Here is a 13,931-nt window from a genome sequence, read left to right on the forward strand (position 1 = left end):
AAGAGCATTCTGTTAAAAAGAAACATAAAATGATCAGATAAAGTCCGAGCTGAATTGTCTGAAAATAAAAGAAATAAACTGATATCAAAAAAAGAAGAAAAAGTGCCAACGATTACTTGACACATACGACGAAAATTATTTGCTTGAACTTCTTCCCTGCAAGGCATATAATAGCACAGGTGTAAATATTCATGGAAATGACTAAATATAAATATTGTGCCGTATAGTGCCAGATAGTTATGCCTGGTGCCGCAGGGTATAAAAAAATGGAAATTGTTGTAAATCGCAATTTCAACTCAAAAAATGCTGTAATTTACAGCGGTAAAGCAGGCGGAAAACCGGTTGATTTTCCATGTATTTCCAGCCTTGAAAGTCACAAAATCCAGCGGAGGTTTTTGTGCATTATTTACAAAAAAGAGAGGTTTTTTATGAGAAAACTAGCTTTAAATGATGAAATATTACTAAAAATTGAGAAACCGGCCCGTTACATCGGAAACGAGATCAACTCGGTGATGAAAGACAAGGATCAGGTAGATATCCGGTTTGCCATGTGCTTCCCGGACGTCTACGAAATCGGGGAGTCTCATCTCGGAATGAAGATCTTATATGACATGTTCAACAGGAGAGATGATACGTGGTGTGAGCGTGTTTACTCCCCATGGACCGACCTGGACCGGATTATGAGAGAGGAGCACATTCCGCTGTTTGCCCTGGAGTCCCAGGATCCGGTCCGGGAATTTGATTTCCTTGGCATTACAATTCAGTATGAGATGTGCTATACCAACATTTTGCAGGTACTGGATCTTTCGGGTATTCCGCTGTTCAGTAAGGATCGTACAGAAGAAGATCCGATTGTCATCGGAGGAGGCCCATGTGCCGTCAATCCAGAGCCGCTGGCTGACTTTTTTGACCTTTTTTACATTGGAGAGGGCGAGACCGTTTATGATGAGCTTCTGGATGCCTATAAGGAAAACAAGAAAAAGAACGGAACAAGAAAAGAATTTTTGGAGATGGCAGCGGAGATCGAAGGAATCTATGTTCCACAGTTTTATGATGCCGAATACCATGAGGATGGAACATTAAAGTCCTTTGAACCGAACAATCCCCATGCAAAAAGAACGATCAAAAAACAGGTTGTCATGGATTTGAGCGCGGTGCCATATCCGACAAAACCGGTCGTTCCTTTCATCAAAGTGACCCAGGACCGTGTCGTACTGGAGATTCAGAGAGGATGTATCCGTGGATGCCGGTTCTGCCAGGCGGGAATGATTTACCGTCCAACCAGAGAAAAAAATTTGGAAACATTAAAGCAGTATGCGTATGAGATGCTGAAAAATACCGGGCACGAAGAGATTTCTTTAAGCTCGTTAAGTTCCAGCGACTATTCTCAGTTAAAAGAACTTGTGACCTTCCTGATCGAGGAATTTAAGGGGAAAGGGATCAATATTTCTCTTCCGTCTCTTCGCATCGATTCCTTCTCTCTGGATGTGATGGGAAAGGTACAGGACATCAAGAAGAGTAGCCTGACCTTTGCGCCGGAAGCCGGATCCCAGCGGATGCGGAATGTCATTAACAAAGGACTGACCGAAGAGATGATTCTGGACGGCGCTTCCAAAGCCTTTGAAGGCGGCTGGAATAAAGTCAAGCTCTACTTTATGCTCGGACTTCCGGGTGAGACAGAAGAGGATATGAAAGAGATCCCAAGACTGGCGGATCGGGTGGCTAGAAAGTACTACGAGATTCCGAAGGATCAGAGAAACGGAAAATGCCAGATTACATTCAGTACGTCCTTCTTTATCCCGAAGCCGTTTACGCCGTTCCAGTGGGCGGAAATGTTTACGCAGGAAGATTATATCCACCGGGCTCATGTCGTGAATCAGGAGATGAAAGAGCAGTTAAACCGGAAGAGCCTCAAATACAACTGGCACGAGGCGGATGTGACGGTGCTGGAGGGCGTGTTTGCCCGTGGTGACCGCCGGACCGGCCAAGTACTTCTGGAAGCGTACCGTCTGGGATGTCTCTATGATTCCTGGAGCGATGAGTTTGACAATGAAAAATGGATGCAGGCGTTTGAAAACACCGGAGTGGATCTGGAATTCTATACGATGCGCAAACGGGATCTGGACGAGCTGTTCCCGTGGGATTTCATTGATGTGGGCGTCAGCAAATCATTCCTGAAGCGGGAATGGGAGCGTGCCATGAAAGGGGAAGTTACGCCAAACTGCCGGGAACGCTGCTCGGCCTGCGGCGCAATGTGTTATCAGGGAGGTGTCTGCTTTGAAGGCAAGAATTAAGTTCCGAAAATACGGAGTAATGAAATTTATCGGTCATCTGGATGTGATGCGGTATTTCCAGAAGGCTATGCGCCGGGCAGAGATCCCGATCGCATTTACCCAGGGATTCAGTCCGCATATGATCATGTCCTTTGCCAATCCCCTTGGCGTCGGACTGACCAGTGACGGGGAATATTTTGATATTGAACTGACCGGGCCGGTTGCATCCAAAGAGGCGGTGAGAAGGCTCAACGAAGTGATGGCAGAAGGAATGGAAGTCGTAAGCTTCGTTCAGATTCCGGAGGAAAAGAAAGCAACTGGTATGGCGATCATCGAGGCGGCTGATTACCTTGCCCTTCCGAAAGATGAGACAGAAGAAGTCACTAAAGAGGATATTCAAAACTTCCTTTCTCAGGAAGAGATTCTGGTCGTAAAACAGACAAAGAAGAGCGAAAAAGAAGTCAATATCCGTCCATGGATTCTGGAAATGGAAAAGCAGGGCGCGTCGATTTTTATGAAAGTATGCGCGGGAAGTTCCACCAATCTGAAACCGGAACTTGTGATGTCCGCGCTCTTAAAGCAGACCGGATCAAATCTGGATGCAGAAGCAGATTACCGTTATCACCGGCTGGAGAACTATGCCAGAAAGGATGAAGCACTGGTACCGCTGGATGCGCTTGGAACGGAGATCGTATAATGAAACAGAAAGTGCTTGTAACAAATGTAATGGATCGTCTCTGCTTTTTCCTGGAAGAGGACGGAAAGACGGCCGAAATCTTCTGCACGGACGAAACGGCTCAAAATGAGCATCCGGAAAAAACGGTTCATGCGGGAGATATCTATATTGGAAAGGTAAAAAAAAGAATTCCGAATATCCATGCGGTTTTTATTGAAATTTTTCCAGGGATGGAGTGTTACTGCAGTGAGGAGGAGGCAGCAGATGGCTGTTTTACTTCCAAAGCAGGGAAAAAGCCGGTCTGTGTCGGGGATGAACTGGTCGTACAGGTGAAAAAGGAAGCATCCAAGGCAAAAAAGCCGTCTCTTACTACGGATATTTCGCTGACCGGCCGGTACGCTGTCGTATCGCGCAAAAAGCAGATGCCCGGCGTTTCCTCCCGAATTCCGAAAAAGGAACGGGAAGCTCTGAAAGCATGGCTTCAGGAAACAGACAGCTCTCCATTTGGCGTGATTCTCCGTACGGAAGCGGCTCAGCTGACTCTGGAGGAACTGCACCAAGAGTTGCAGAAACAGGAAAAAGAGCTTGCAGACCTGATTGAAAGAGCCGGGACACGCACCTGTTTCACCCGCCTGAAAGCGGGAGCGGCAGGAGAAGAGGCGGGATTTGCCCATGTCCGCTGGGATACGCTGGAAGAGGTTGTGACCGACCTCCCGGACGTTTATGAGCGTCTCAGATCCTATCTGGAACAGACCGAACCAAAAGTGCTGGACAGTCTCAGACTGTATACGGATCCGCAGTTTCCTCTTGTCAAGCTCTACAGTCTGGAGCGGGAAATGGAAAGGGCGCTTTCTCAGAGAGTCTGGCTGAAATCGGGCGGAAGCCTGATCATTCAGCCTACAGAAGCACTGACGGTAATCGATGTCAATACAGGACGGGCGGTTTCCGGGAAAAACGAGCGTTACCTGAAGCAGAATCTGGAGGCGGCCAAAGAGGCGGCAAGGCAGATCCGGCTTCGGAATCTGTCCGGCATCATTCTGATTGATTTTATCAATCTGTCAGAGACGGAAGACCGGGAAATTCTGATCCGGACCATGCGGGAGCTGACAGCAGCAGACCCGGTTAAGACAGAGGTGATTGACATCACCCGGCTGGAACTGATGGAAATTACAAGAAAAAAAGTACATCCGCCCCTTTATGAGGCAGTCAGAAAGAAGGCGCACACAGATGAGTAAAAAAGAACTGAAAACCAATGCCATGCGGATTCTGGACCGGATGAATATTCCGTATGAATATCAGACGTATGAATGTGAAAATTTCGAGGACGGTATCGCGACCGCCGACCAGCTGTCGCTGCCGCATGAAGAAGTGTATAAGACGCTGGTAACCCAGGCAAAAAGCGGGTCCCACTATGTGTTTGTCATTCCTATTGAAAAAGAAATTGATTTCAAGAAAGCCGCGAAAGTGGTAGGAGAAAAATCACTGGAAATGATCCCGCTGAAAAATCTGACTGCGATCACAGGATATGTCCGTGGAGGATGTACCGCCATCGGCATGAAAAAGCAGTTTCCAACCGTGATTCAGGAAGATGCAAAGCAGCTGGAAAAACTTTATGTAAGCGGAGGAAAACTGGGAATGCAGCTGAGACTGTCGCCGGAGGATCTGAAAACAGCTTCCCGTGCTGTCTATGGCGATGTCATAAGAAAAGAGGAAAAGTAAAGAAATTTGTTGCATTCTTCACTTTATCAATGTAAAGTAGTACATAGTGGAGAAGCAGACAGGAGGAAAATGAGATGAAAATACCTGTAGATACCTGTAACACGGTCATCTTCGACCTTGGAAATGTTCTGATCCGGTACAGCGAAGCATTCTGCCTCGATCAGTTTGATTTTGACCCGGACATCAGAGAACGGGTTGCAAATGCTGTTTTTCGCAGCAGTGCCTGGTATGAAGGCGATAAAGGGACGTATGGACCGGATGACTGGTGTGACGCATTCATCGCCAACGATCCGGAAATCGAAGAGGAGATCCGGCTTGTCTATGACAGGCTCTGCGAATGTATTCAGCCTGCGGACTACACCCTGGATCTGATCAGCTGGTTCCGTGAGCGGGGATACCGGGTATATTATCTTTCCAACTATTCAGAAGGCCTGTACGAAATGACAAAGGACAGACTTTCTTTTATCGAAACATTTGACGGCGGTGTCTTTTCCTGGCAGGAAAAGTGCCTGAAACCGGAACCGCAGATTTACCAGACACTGCTTGAGCGGTATCAGATCGATCCGGCAAAGGCTCTGTTCTTTGACGATATCGAGGAAAACGCAGCGGCAGCCTGCAGGGAAGGAATTCATGGCGTCGTCTTTACTCCGTCTGTTGCCTTTGATATTCTGCACAATCGATAAGTGAAGGAGCGTTTGAATATGCCAAAAGTAGTAAAATTCGGAGGAAGCTCTCTTGCAAGCGCGGCCCAGTTCCAGAAAGCGGGAGAGATCATCCGAAGTGAAAAGTCGAGAAAATATGTAATACCGTCGGCACCCGGAAAACGGAACTCCAGAGATACCAAGATTACGGACATGCTTTACTTGTGCTATGACAAGGCCGAGAAAGGGCTGGATTATTCTGAAGAGTGGAAGTTCATTACATCCCGCTATCAGGAAATCATCGACGGGCTTTCCCTTACTCTTTCTCTTGAGAAAGAGTTTGAACAGATCCGAGAGCAGTTTGAGCAGAAAGCAGGACGGCAGTACGCGGCCTCCAGAGGCGAATACCTGAACGGACTGATTATGGCTGCCTATCTGGAGTTTGAGTTTGTCGATGCCGCTGATGTGATCTTCTTCGACAAAGACGGACGTCTTAATACGGAAAAGACCAATTCCATGCTGCAGCAGCGCCTGGAAAATACCGGATGTGCGGTCATTCCTGGATTTTACGGAAGCGATCCGGATGGAAACGTGACCACCTTTTCCAGGGGAGGATCAGATATCACCGGATCCCTTGTGGCAAAGGCCGTTCACGCTGATCTTTACGAGAACTGGACGGATGTTTCCGGATTTCTGGTGGCAGATCCGCGGATTGTCAAGGATCCGGCAGTGATTGAAACGATCACCTACCGGGAACTGCGTGAGCTGTCCTATATGGGAGCAACTGTACTGCATGAGGATGCGATTTTCCCGGTACGAAAGGAAGGAATTCCGATCAACATCCGGAATACGAACCGGCCGGAGGACCCGGGAACCTTGATTGTAGAGGACACATGCCGTCACCCGCGGTTTACGATCACCGGAATTGCCGGGAAGAAAGGATTTGCATCCGTCACGATTGACAAGGCCATGATGAACACGGAAGTCGGCTTCTGCCGGAAGGTGCTTCAGGTATTCGAGGAAAACAATGTCTGTATCGAACACATGCCTTCCGGAATCGATACGATGACGGTGTTCGTTCATCAGGATGAATTTGAAAGCAAAGAGCAGAAAGTCCTTGCAGGCATCCACCGTGCCGTGTCACCGGACTTTATTGAACTGGAATCCGATCTGGCACTGATTGCTGTCGTGGGAAGAGGAATGCGTCAGACGAGGGGAACGTCCGGACGTATCTTCGCGGCATTGTCCCACGCCAATGTCAATGTCAAGATGATCGACCAGGGATCCAGCGAGCTTAACATCATCATCGGCGTGCGGTGCCATGATTTTGAACAGGCAATCACGGCGATTTACGATATTTTTGTGAATACACAGCTTTAAAAACAACTTACAGGAAAGATTTATAGAAGAGGTTTTAAAATGAATATTTTATTTTTTCTGCATCCAAAGGCAGAACTGGCTTTTATCTACGATTATCACACAGTACGTCAGGCAATGGAGATTATGGAGCATTATAAATATTCCTGCGTGCCGATTTTGAATAAAGAGGGAAAATATGTCGGGACCATTACAGAAGGGGATCTTTTGTGGGGACTGAAGGATTCCCATACCCTTGATATCCGGCAGGCTGAAAACCTTTCCGTCATGAAATTTGAAAGAAGGCATGATTACCTTCCGGTCAGCATTGAGGCGGATATGGAAGATCTGGTAAAGCGGGCCATGGAGCAGAATTTTGTACCGGTGGAGGACGATCAGCATTTCTTTATCGGTATTGTGACAAGACGTGATATCATCGGATATCTGAATGACAAAGTTAAGGGAAGCGGCGATAAGAATGACGATTGATTTTCACACCCACATTTTTCCGGAAAAGATTGTGGAGCGTACCATCTCCTTTCTGGAACAGCAGTGTGGAGAAAAAGCTCACCTGTCCGGAACATACGAATCCCTCCTGGAATCCATGGAGAAGTCAGGAATCGGGAGAAGTATTGTACTTCCGGTTGTGACAAAGCCTTCTCAGTTTGATTCGATCAACCGGTTCGCAATGGAGGTCACGGAGAAGACCGGAGGAAAGCTTCTTTCTTTTGGCGGGATTCATCCGGCATGCGACCATCTGAAAGAACGACTGCAGGAGCTGAAACGAAACGGATTTCAGGGGATCAAGCTTCATCCGGATTACCAGGAGACACGGTTTGATGATCCCGGCTATCTGAAGATTCTGGACTATGCATCGGAACTGGGAATGATCATCAGTGTCCATGCAGGACTGGATCCGGGATATCCGGATTTTGTACATGCTACTCCTGCCATGATCCGGGATGTAATTCAGCAGGTTCATCCACAGAAGCTTATCCTTGCCCATATGGGCGGATTTATGCGCTGGGATGAGGTGGAGGAATGCCTGATCGGGGAAGATGTCTGGCTGGATACGGCAGCCTGCTTCACAAAGATTCCGGACGTACAGTTTCTACGGATTGTGTCCGAACACGGAGCGGACCGGATTCTCTTTGCGACAGATTCGCCATGGGCAGGACAGAGTGAATTTCTCCGGTATTTTCAGGGACTGGATCTTTCATCTGAAGATAAGGAAAATATCCTTTGGAAAAATGCAGAAAAATTACTGAAAAGTGCTTGATTTTCCTAAAAGGTCATGCTAATATATATGAGTATGCCGCACAGCGAGGTTTCAAAGTTTCTTTTCAGGACACCGAAGCTGGCGAGTAATGATAATAGGAGGTGCCATATGTACGCAATTATAGCAACAGGTGGTAAACAGTACAAAGTAGCTGAAGGCGATATCATTAAGGTAGAAAAGCTCGGAGCAGAAGCTGGTACGACTTACACATTTGATCAGGTTCTTGCAGTGAGCAATGACGGACTGAAGATCGGTAATCCGACAGTGGAAGGTGCAACTGTAGAAGCGTCTGTACTTGGAGACGGCAAAGCGAAAAAAGTTGTCGTTTACAAATACAAACCGAAGACAGGCTACCACAAGAAAAACGGTCACAGACAGCAGTACACAGCTGTGAAGATTGAAAAAATCAACGCTTAATCAAAATGATTAAGATTACGGTTTATCAAAATGCAAAAAATGAGTATGTCGGTTTCCTGACAGAGGGACATGCCGGATATGCTCCGGCAGGTGAAGACATCGTCTGTGCAGCTGCGTCAATGCTTGTGATCAACACGGTCAATTCCATTGAGGCCTTCACTCAGGACGAGGCTTCTGTCACAGCCGATGATGAGAGCGGAAAGATCGATTACCGGTTTTTACATTCTCCATCGAAGGAAGCGGCATTACTGTTTTCCGCCATGGTTCTGGGACTTCAGAATATGGCAGAAGATGAAGAGTACAGAAAATATATTGATTTGAGATTCAGGGAGGTGTAAACCATGATGAAATTAAACCTTCAGTTTTTCGCTCATAAAAAGGGAGTTGGTTCTACAAAGAACGGACGTGATTCCGAGTCCAAGAGACTTGGTGCCAAGAGAGCAGACGGACAGTTCGTCAAAGCCGGCAACATCCTTTACAGACAGCGCGGAACAAAGATTCATCCGGGTGTAAATGTTGGACGCGGTGGAGATGACACATTATTTGCTACATCTGACGGTATCGTAAGATTCGAAAGAAAGGGCAGAGACAAGAAACAGGTTTCTGTATACCCGGTAGCTGAGTAGTCATCTGCTGATGCTATGAATCGAAGAACATACAAAGGCTTCAAATCTGGTCGGTTTGAAGCCTTGTTTTTTACACCTTTTCTTTATATAATGTAGTAGAAACAAGCTGTAACACTTTTTTGAGAGGAAAGAAACATGTTTGCAGACAGAGCAAAAATTTTTATAAAATCAGGAAAAGGCGGCGACGGACACGTCAGCTTCCGCCGTGAGCTTTATGTTCCGAACGGCGGCCCGGACGGCGGCGACGGCGGTAAGGGCGGCGATGTGGTTTTTGAAATCGATGACGGTCTGAATACGCTCGTAGATTTCAGACACCGCCGTAAATACTGTGCGGAACCGGGTGAGAACGGCAAGAAAAAGCGCTGCCACGGAGCAAACGGAAAAGACATTGTTCTTCGTGTTCCGGAAGGTACGATCGTAAGAGAAGCGGAGACCGGAAAGGTCGTAGCTGATATGTCCGGTGACAACCGCCGGCAGATCATCTTAAAAGGCGGTAAAGGCGGTCTTGGAAACCAGCACTTTGCAACTTCCACCATGCAGGTTCCGAAGTATGCACAGCCGGGACAGCCGGCCCAGGAACTCTGGGTGAATCTGGAGCTCAAGGTCATTGCCGATGTAGGACTTCTCGGTTTCCCGAATGTCGGAAAATCCACATTCCTGTCCAGAGTAACAAATGCGAACCCGAAGATCGCTAACTATCATTTTACGACACTGGCGCCAAACCTGGGTGTTGTAGATCTGGCAGATGGAGAGGGATTTGTCCTGGCGGATATTCCGGGACTGATCGAAGGTGCCTCACTTGGAGCAGGACTTGGACACGAGTTTCTCCGCCATATCGAACGTACAAAGATGATGATTCATGTGGTGGATGCTGCCGGAAGTGAAGGCAGAGACCCGATCGAGGATATCTACAAAATCAACGGTGAACTTGAAAAATATAATAAAGAACTTTCCGAACGCCCTCAGGTCATTGCGGCAAATAAAACCGATCTGATCTACGAAGGCGATGAAGATCCGGTAGAGCGGATCCGGGCTGAGTTCGAGCCAAAAGGATATAAGGTGTTTGCCATCTCCGGTGTGACAGGAGAGGGAATTCAGGATCTGTTATGGTATGTGAATAACGAACTGAAAAAGCTGGATTCCAAACCGATCACCTTTGCGCAGGAGTTCTTCCCGGAGGACGAACTTTTGGTTGCGGATCTCCCGTACACAGTGGAGAAAGAAGAAGATGGTGTCTTTGTAGTAGAAGGACCGAAGATCGAAAAGATGCTTGGATATACCAACCTCGATTCCGAGAAAGGATTCCGTTTCTTCCAGAACTTCCTCAAGGAAACCGGTATTCTGGAAAAACTGGAAGAGCTTGGTGTTGAGGAAGGCGACACAATCCGGATGTACGGACTGAGTTTTGAGTATTTTAAATAGAAATTAAGCAGAGAATAGAAAGGAATATACACATGACGTCAAAGCAGAGAGCATATTTGAAAAGTCTTGCCATGACTATGGATCCGATTCTTCAGATCGGAAAATTCAGCATGACGCCGGAACTGACAGGTGCTGTCCAGGAAGCGCTTGAAGCAAGAGAGCTGATCAAGATCAATGTTCTGAAGAACTGTGCAGATGATCCGCGTGAAATCGCGGAAATGCTTGCTGAGCGCACCCATTCTCAGGTAGTGCAGGTCATCGGCAAAAAGATCGTCCTTTACAAAGAGGGCAAAAAAGAGAAAAAGAAAATCGAACTTCCGAGGTAGCCAGATGAAGACAGGAATCATGGGAGGGACCTTTAATCCTATTCATAACGGACATCTGATTCTTGCCGGACATGTGATGGAAGAGTTCGGTCTGGACGAAATCTGGTTTATGCCAAACGGCAATCCACCGCATAAGCAGCCGGAAAAGACCGGAGCAGGGATGGAAGACCGTCTGGAAATGGTAAAGCTTGCAATCAGCGGGAAGCCGCATTTTTCCCTTCAGCCTTACGAGGTGGAAAAGGAGACGGTTTCCTATTCCTATGAAACAATGGAATATTTCAAAGACGCTTTCCCGGAGAGGGAGTTCTTCTATATTGTAGGGGCAGATTCCCTTTTTCAGATGGAAACATGGCGGCATCCGGACCGGTTTTTACATTCCTGTTCCATTATTGCCGCAAAGCGCGATTTAAGTGAGACAGATGCAGCCATGGAGGCTCAGATCCGGCATCTGGAAAACACATACGAAACGACGATTCTGTTTTCCCATTCTCCGGTATTTGAAGTATCATCCAGTGAAATCCGTGAGATGGTAGAAGAGGGAAAGGACATCAGCCGGCTTGTTCCGTCTGATGTAGCTTCCTATATTTCTGACCATCGTCTATACAGGGAGGAATAGAAGATGAGCAATGCAATCCATAAGATGCGTAAAAAAGTGAAAAAATACCTGGATCAGGACAGATATGAGCACACGCTTGGCGTGATGTATCTGTGTGCATCCCTGGCCATGCGTTACAATGAAGACATTAACGAGGCCATGATCGCAGGTCTCCTTCACGACTGTGCCAAATGTATCCCGTCCAAAAAGAAAATCCGGCTCTGTGAGAAATACCATTTATCGATTTCAGAAAGCGAGCGTCAGAATCCGAGTCTGCTTCACGCAAAGCTTGGCGCCTACCTGGCAGCAACGAAATATCATGTCCGGGATCAGCGGATTCTGGATGCGATCATCTGCCATACGACCGGAAAGCCGAAGATGACCATGCTGGATAAGATTCTTTATATCGCGGACTATATCGAGCCGGGAAGAAAAGAGGCACCGAATCTTCCGGAAGTCAGAAAACTGGCTTTTCAGGATATTGACGCCTGCCTTTATCTGATTCTGAAGGATTCCCTTTCCTACCTTCACACCCGCAATCTGGCCATTGACCCTATGACAGAGAAGACATATTTATACTATAAGAACTATCTGAACAAATAATCAAAAACAGGAGGAAGATGGATGAGCAACGCATTAGAAACATCAAAAAAGATGGCAGCCGCTGCCTGCCGTGCGCTGGACAGCAAAAAAGGCGAAGATATCCGGGTCATTGATATCTCGGAAATCAGTGTACTGGCCGATTATTTCATCATTGCAAACGGAAACAGCAACAGTCAGGTACAGGCTCTTGTAGATAACGTTGAGGAAGAGCTTGCAAAAGAAGGATATACCGTAAAACAGCGGGAAGGCTATGGCCTTGGGAACTGGGTGCTGCTCGATTTCGGAGATATTATCGTCCATGTATTTGATAAAGAAAACCGTCTTTTCTACGATCTGGAACGTATCTGGAAAGATGGAAAGACGATCTCCATGGAAGATCTGGAAAAGTAAATCCTGACAGGAGATGAAGAAAAGGCTGCGAACCTCAGGTGCTCGCAGCCTTTTGTAATATCAATATCCTTATCTCATAAATCTCAGCAGGCCGATCATCTTTCCGAGAATCGTAACTTCATCAACAATGATCGGATCCATGGCGTCATTCTCCGGCTGAAGCCGGTAGTGTCCGTCCTCTTTGAAAAACCGTTTCACTGTAGCCCCGTCCTCTACAAGGGCAACGACAATCTCGCCATTTTCCGCAGTCGGTCTCTGCTCAACTAAAATATAATCCCCGTCAAGAATTCCGACATTCACCATACTGTCACCGCGCACACGAAGGAGAAATGTCTGATTGTTTGGAAGGCGCTCTACCGGAATCGGGAAATAGTCTTCAATATTCTGCTCTGCCAGAAGCGGCTCTCCTGCAGCTACACGTCCGATAATCGGCACCTGTGCCATCTCGCGGCGTGTCAGATTAAACGACTCGTCCAGAATCTCGATCGCACGCGGCTTCGTCGGGTCTCTCCGGATGTACCCGTTCTTCTCCAGCGTCTCAAGATGAGAGTGGACAGAAGAAGTAGATTTCAAATGTACTGCTTCGCAGATTTCACGCACTGCCGGCGGAAATCCTCTTTCTAAAATCTGTGCTTTTATATATTCAAGAATCTCGGATTGCTTTTCTGTAATATTTCCGTTACCCATGGAATGTCCTCCTGCTTTCTAATGTCTCTGTCAGACTACATACTTTTTTTCTATTTTATCACAGCAAGGTATAAAAGGCAAACAAATGTTTAGAAAATATGTTCGATCTAACTCTTTTTTGCAAAAAAATAAGTGAATAAATATCTTGACTTCTATCTACCTTGTTATATAATGTAGATAAGAACCTTATTATACAAGGTAGAATGGAGGGAACGTTATGTTAAAAAAGAATGAGAAAAAAGGACTGATCATTTATTTGGGAACAGTATTTGGTATCACTTTGTTGATGGGCTTTCTGGTGAGAGCAGCTTTCCAAAACAATCAACCCGTTAGCATTTATGCCGGTGTACAGATGCTGTATCCTGCGATGGGAGTGATCATTGCAGTATTTTTCACACGCAAAGACCTTTTTCAGAAAATGAAACGCATTTACTGGACTTATCTGATCGCTGGAGTTGTCAGTATCCTCGCCCTTGTACTTTACACCTTTTCCGGCAGTTCACTTTCAACCATGATGATATCTATTGCTGTAACAATCGGTGCGTTACTGATGTTTGTATGGATTTTTTTGATGGACAGTCCAACAAGAAATGCCTCTGGATTTGGTCTTGGCAATAAAAATGTGCGAACTTTTATAAAATATGTGCTTCTGTTTTTGGCTTTTCAGATCATGGATATAGTAGTCAGTACTGTTTATCTGTTTCTCATCGGGGAGCTTGCTTTCTCTGATCTGTCTCAGATGATCCAAAGTGCACCATCAACAGCAGCTGTTTTCATAGTAAAATTATTCTTACTAACTCAAACTTCGCACATAGATTTTGCCTATGCACCTTGAAAATTCAATATCTGGCAGGTATTCGATTATCAAAGTTCACCCTTTGCCCTATGCCGCCTGAAGCTGTGTCTTCAACAAAACAGGCA

The 13,931-nt window shown here is 46.5% G+C and carries 18 protein-coding genes; 17 read left to right on the forward strand and 1 reads right to left on the reverse strand.

The window, feature by feature from the left end; all coding sequences use genetic code 11:
* The first annotated feature begins 428 nt into the window (after nucleotides 1-428).
* From Selli1_RS16975 to rsfS, 16 genes are all read left to right on the forward strand, one after another.
* Entirely contained in the window at nucleotides 429-2,294 is a 1,866-nt protein-coding gene (locus Selli1_RS16975; protein ID WP_281874203.1) for a TIGR03960 family B12-binding radical SAM protein, read from the forward strand.
* Nucleotides 2,278-2,970 (forward strand): TIGR03936 family radical SAM-associated protein, encoded by a 693-nt coding sequence (locus Selli1_RS16980; RefSeq protein WP_281874205.1) that lies wholly within the window; start codon nucleotides 2,278-2,280, stop codon nucleotides 2,968-2,970. Before Selli1_RS16975 ends, Selli1_RS16980 begins: the two co-directional genes overlap by 17 nt.
* The gene (locus Selli1_RS16985) at nucleotides 2,970-4,184 is read left to right on the forward strand and encodes a ribonuclease E/G (protein ID WP_138373941.1); all 1,215 of its coding nucleotides are present in this window, start codon (nucleotides 2,970-2,972) and stop codon (nucleotides 4,182-4,184) included. The genes Selli1_RS16980 and Selli1_RS16985 overlap by 1 nt, the downstream gene beginning before the upstream one ends.
* Nucleotides 4,177-4,668: a Cys-tRNA(Pro) deacylase gene (gene ybaK / locus Selli1_RS16990; RefSeq protein ID WP_281874207.1), complete on the forward strand. Its 492-nt coding sequence runs from the start codon at nucleotides 4,177-4,179 to the stop codon at nucleotides 4,666-4,668. Before Selli1_RS16985 ends, ybaK begins: the two co-directional genes overlap by 8 nt.
* Nucleotides 4,669-4,742: 74 nt before the next feature.
* Nucleotides 4,743-5,351: an HAD family hydrolase gene (locus tag Selli1_RS16995; RefSeq protein WP_281874209.1), complete on the forward strand. Its 609-nt coding sequence runs from the start codon at nucleotides 4,743-4,745 to the stop codon at nucleotides 5,349-5,351.
* Nucleotides 5,352-5,369: 18 nt separating this feature from the next.
* The gene (locus Selli1_RS17000) at nucleotides 5,370-6,689 is read left to right on the forward strand and encodes an aspartate kinase (RefSeq protein ID WP_087167879.1); all 1,320 of its coding nucleotides are present in this window, start codon (nucleotides 5,370-5,372) and stop codon (nucleotides 6,687-6,689) included.
* A gap of 39 nt (nucleotides 6,690-6,728) precedes the next feature.
* Nucleotides 6,729-7,154 (forward strand): CBS domain-containing protein, encoded by a 426-nt coding sequence (locus Selli1_RS17005; RefSeq protein WP_087252377.1) that lies wholly within the window; start codon nucleotides 6,729-6,731, stop codon nucleotides 7,152-7,154.
* Nucleotides 7,114-7,944 (forward strand): amidohydrolase family protein, encoded by an 831-nt coding sequence (locus tag Selli1_RS17010; RefSeq protein WP_281874212.1) that lies wholly within the window; start codon nucleotides 7,114-7,116, stop codon nucleotides 7,942-7,944. Before Selli1_RS17005 ends, Selli1_RS17010 begins: the two co-directional genes overlap by 41 nt.
* 108 nt (nucleotides 7,945-8,052) lie before the next feature.
* Nucleotides 8,053-8,361 carry a 50S ribosomal protein L21 gene (rplU, locus tag Selli1_RS17015; RefSeq protein WP_087167882.1) on the forward strand — a complete coding sequence of 103 codons (309 nt, stop codon included), beginning with the start codon at nucleotides 8,053-8,055 and terminating at the stop codon, nucleotides 8,359-8,361.
* Between the two features lie 5 nt (nucleotides 8,362-8,366).
* A complete protein-coding gene (locus Selli1_RS17020; RefSeq protein ID WP_087167883.1) occupies nucleotides 8,367-8,699 on the forward strand; it encodes a ribosomal-processing cysteine protease Prp in 333 nt (110 codons plus the stop codon).
* Nucleotides 8,700-8,702: 3 nt separating this feature from the next.
* A complete protein-coding gene (gene rpmA, locus Selli1_RS17025) occupies nucleotides 8,703-8,987 on the forward strand; it encodes a 50S ribosomal protein L27 (RefSeq protein WP_024732559.1) in 285 nt (94 codons plus the stop codon).
* 135 nt (nucleotides 8,988-9,122) lie between these two features.
* Nucleotides 9,123-10,409, forward strand: coding sequence for a GTPase ObgE (gene obgE, locus Selli1_RS17030; RefSeq protein WP_191427384.1), 1,287 nt, complete (start codon nucleotides 9,123-9,125; stop codon nucleotides 10,407-10,409).
* A gap of 32 nt (nucleotides 10,410-10,441) precedes the next feature.
* The gene (yhbY, locus tag Selli1_RS17035) at nucleotides 10,442-10,735 is read left to right on the forward strand and encodes a ribosome assembly RNA-binding protein YhbY (RefSeq protein WP_087167885.1); all 294 of its coding nucleotides are present in this window, start codon (nucleotides 10,442-10,444) and stop codon (nucleotides 10,733-10,735) included.
* Between the two features lie 4 nt (nucleotides 10,736-10,739).
* Entirely contained in the window at nucleotides 10,740-11,351 is a 612-nt protein-coding gene (nadD, locus tag Selli1_RS17040) for a nicotinate-nucleotide adenylyltransferase (protein WP_281874214.1), read from the forward strand.
* 3 nt (nucleotides 11,352-11,354) lie between these two features.
* A complete protein-coding gene (yqeK, locus tag Selli1_RS17045; RefSeq protein WP_281874216.1) occupies nucleotides 11,355-11,933 on the forward strand; it encodes a bis(5'-nucleosyl)-tetraphosphatase (symmetrical) YqeK in 579 nt (192 codons plus the stop codon).
* Between the two features lie 21 nt (nucleotides 11,934-11,954).
* The gene (rsfS, locus tag Selli1_RS17050) at nucleotides 11,955-12,323 is read left to right on the forward strand and encodes a ribosome silencing factor (RefSeq protein WP_087167888.1); all 369 of its coding nucleotides are present in this window, start codon (nucleotides 11,955-11,957) and stop codon (nucleotides 12,321-12,323) included.
* 69 nt (nucleotides 12,324-12,392) lie between these two features.
* Here rsfS and lexA read toward each other — a convergent pair whose 3' ends face one another.
* Nucleotides 12,393-13,010 carry a transcriptional repressor LexA gene (gene lexA, locus Selli1_RS17055; RefSeq protein ID WP_087167889.1) on the reverse strand — a complete coding sequence of 206 codons (618 nt, stop codon included), beginning with the start codon at nucleotides 13,008-13,010 and terminating at the stop codon, nucleotides 12,393-12,395.
* A gap of 217 nt (nucleotides 13,011-13,227) precedes the next feature.
* Between lexA and Selli1_RS17060 the strand changes: the two genes are divergently transcribed.
* Entirely contained in the window at nucleotides 13,228-13,845 is a 618-nt protein-coding gene (locus Selli1_RS17060; protein WP_281874218.1) for a hypothetical protein, read from the forward strand.
* Nucleotides 13,846-13,931: the final 86 nt, after the last annotated feature.

The sequence above is a fragment of the Sellimonas catena genome (genome assembly GCF_027924685.1).
GTDB classification, from domain to species: domain Bacteria; phylum Bacillota; class Clostridia; order Lachnospirales; family Lachnospiraceae; genus Sellimonas; species Sellimonas catena.

What these genes read in the sequence shown, in the direction of transcription:
- Selli1_RS16975 (WP_281874203.1), top strand. Translation starts at nt 429, where the DNA reads ATGAGAAAACTAGCTTTAAATGATGAAATATTACTAAAAATTGAGAAA.
- Selli1_RS16985 (WP_138373941.1), top strand. Translation starts at nt 2,970, where the DNA reads ATGAAACAGAAAGTGCTTGTAACAAATGTAATGGATCGTCTCTGCTTT.
- ybaK (WP_281874207.1), top strand. Translation starts at nt 4,177, where the DNA reads ATGAGTAAAAAAGAACTGAAAACCAATGCCATGCGGATTCTGGACCGG.
- Selli1_RS16995 (WP_281874209.1), top strand. Translation starts at nt 4,743, where the DNA reads ATGAAAATACCTGTAGATACCTGTAACACGGTCATCTTCGACCTTGGA.
- Selli1_RS17000 (WP_087167879.1), top strand. Translation starts at nt 5,370, where the DNA reads ATGCCAAAAGTAGTAAAATTCGGAGGAAGCTCTCTTGCAAGCGCGGCC.
- Selli1_RS17005 (WP_087252377.1), top strand. Translation starts at nt 6,729, where the DNA reads ATGAATATTTTATTTTTTCTGCATCCAAAGGCAGAACTGGCTTTTATC.
- Selli1_RS17010 (WP_281874212.1), top strand. Translation starts at nt 7,114, where the DNA reads ATGACAAAGTTAAGGGAAGCGGCGATAAGAATGACGATTGATTTTCAC.
- rplU (WP_087167882.1), top strand. Translation starts at nt 8,053, where the DNA reads ATGTACGCAATTATAGCAACAGGTGGTAAACAGTACAAAGTAGCTGAA.
- Selli1_RS17020 (WP_087167883.1), top strand. Translation starts at nt 8,367, where the DNA reads ATGATTAAGATTACGGTTTATCAAAATGCAAAAAATGAGTATGTCGGT.
- rpmA (WP_024732559.1), top strand. Translation starts at nt 8,703, where the DNA reads ATGATGAAATTAAACCTTCAGTTTTTCGCTCATAAAAAGGGAGTTGGT.
- obgE (WP_191427384.1), top strand. Translation starts at nt 9,123, where the DNA reads ATGTTTGCAGACAGAGCAAAAATTTTTATAAAATCAGGAAAAGGCGGC.
- yhbY (WP_087167885.1), top strand. Translation starts at nt 10,442, where the DNA reads ATGACGTCAAAGCAGAGAGCATATTTGAAAAGTCTTGCCATGACTATG.
- nadD (WP_281874214.1), top strand. Translation starts at nt 10,740, where the DNA reads ATGAAGACAGGAATCATGGGAGGGACCTTTAATCCTATTCATAACGGA.
- yqeK (WP_281874216.1), top strand. Translation starts at nt 11,355, where the DNA reads ATGAGCAATGCAATCCATAAGATGCGTAAAAAAGTGAAAAAATACCTG.
- rsfS (WP_087167888.1), top strand. Translation starts at nt 11,955, where the DNA reads ATGAGCAACGCATTAGAAACATCAAAAAAGATGGCAGCCGCTGCCTGC.
- lexA (WP_087167889.1), bottom strand. Translation starts at nt 13,010, where the DNA reads ATGGGTAACGGAAATATTACAGAAAAGCAATCCGAGATTCTTGAATAT.
- Selli1_RS17060 (WP_281874218.1), top strand. Translation starts at nt 13,228, where the DNA reads ATGTTAAAAAAGAATGAGAAAAAAGGACTGATCATTTATTTGGGAACA.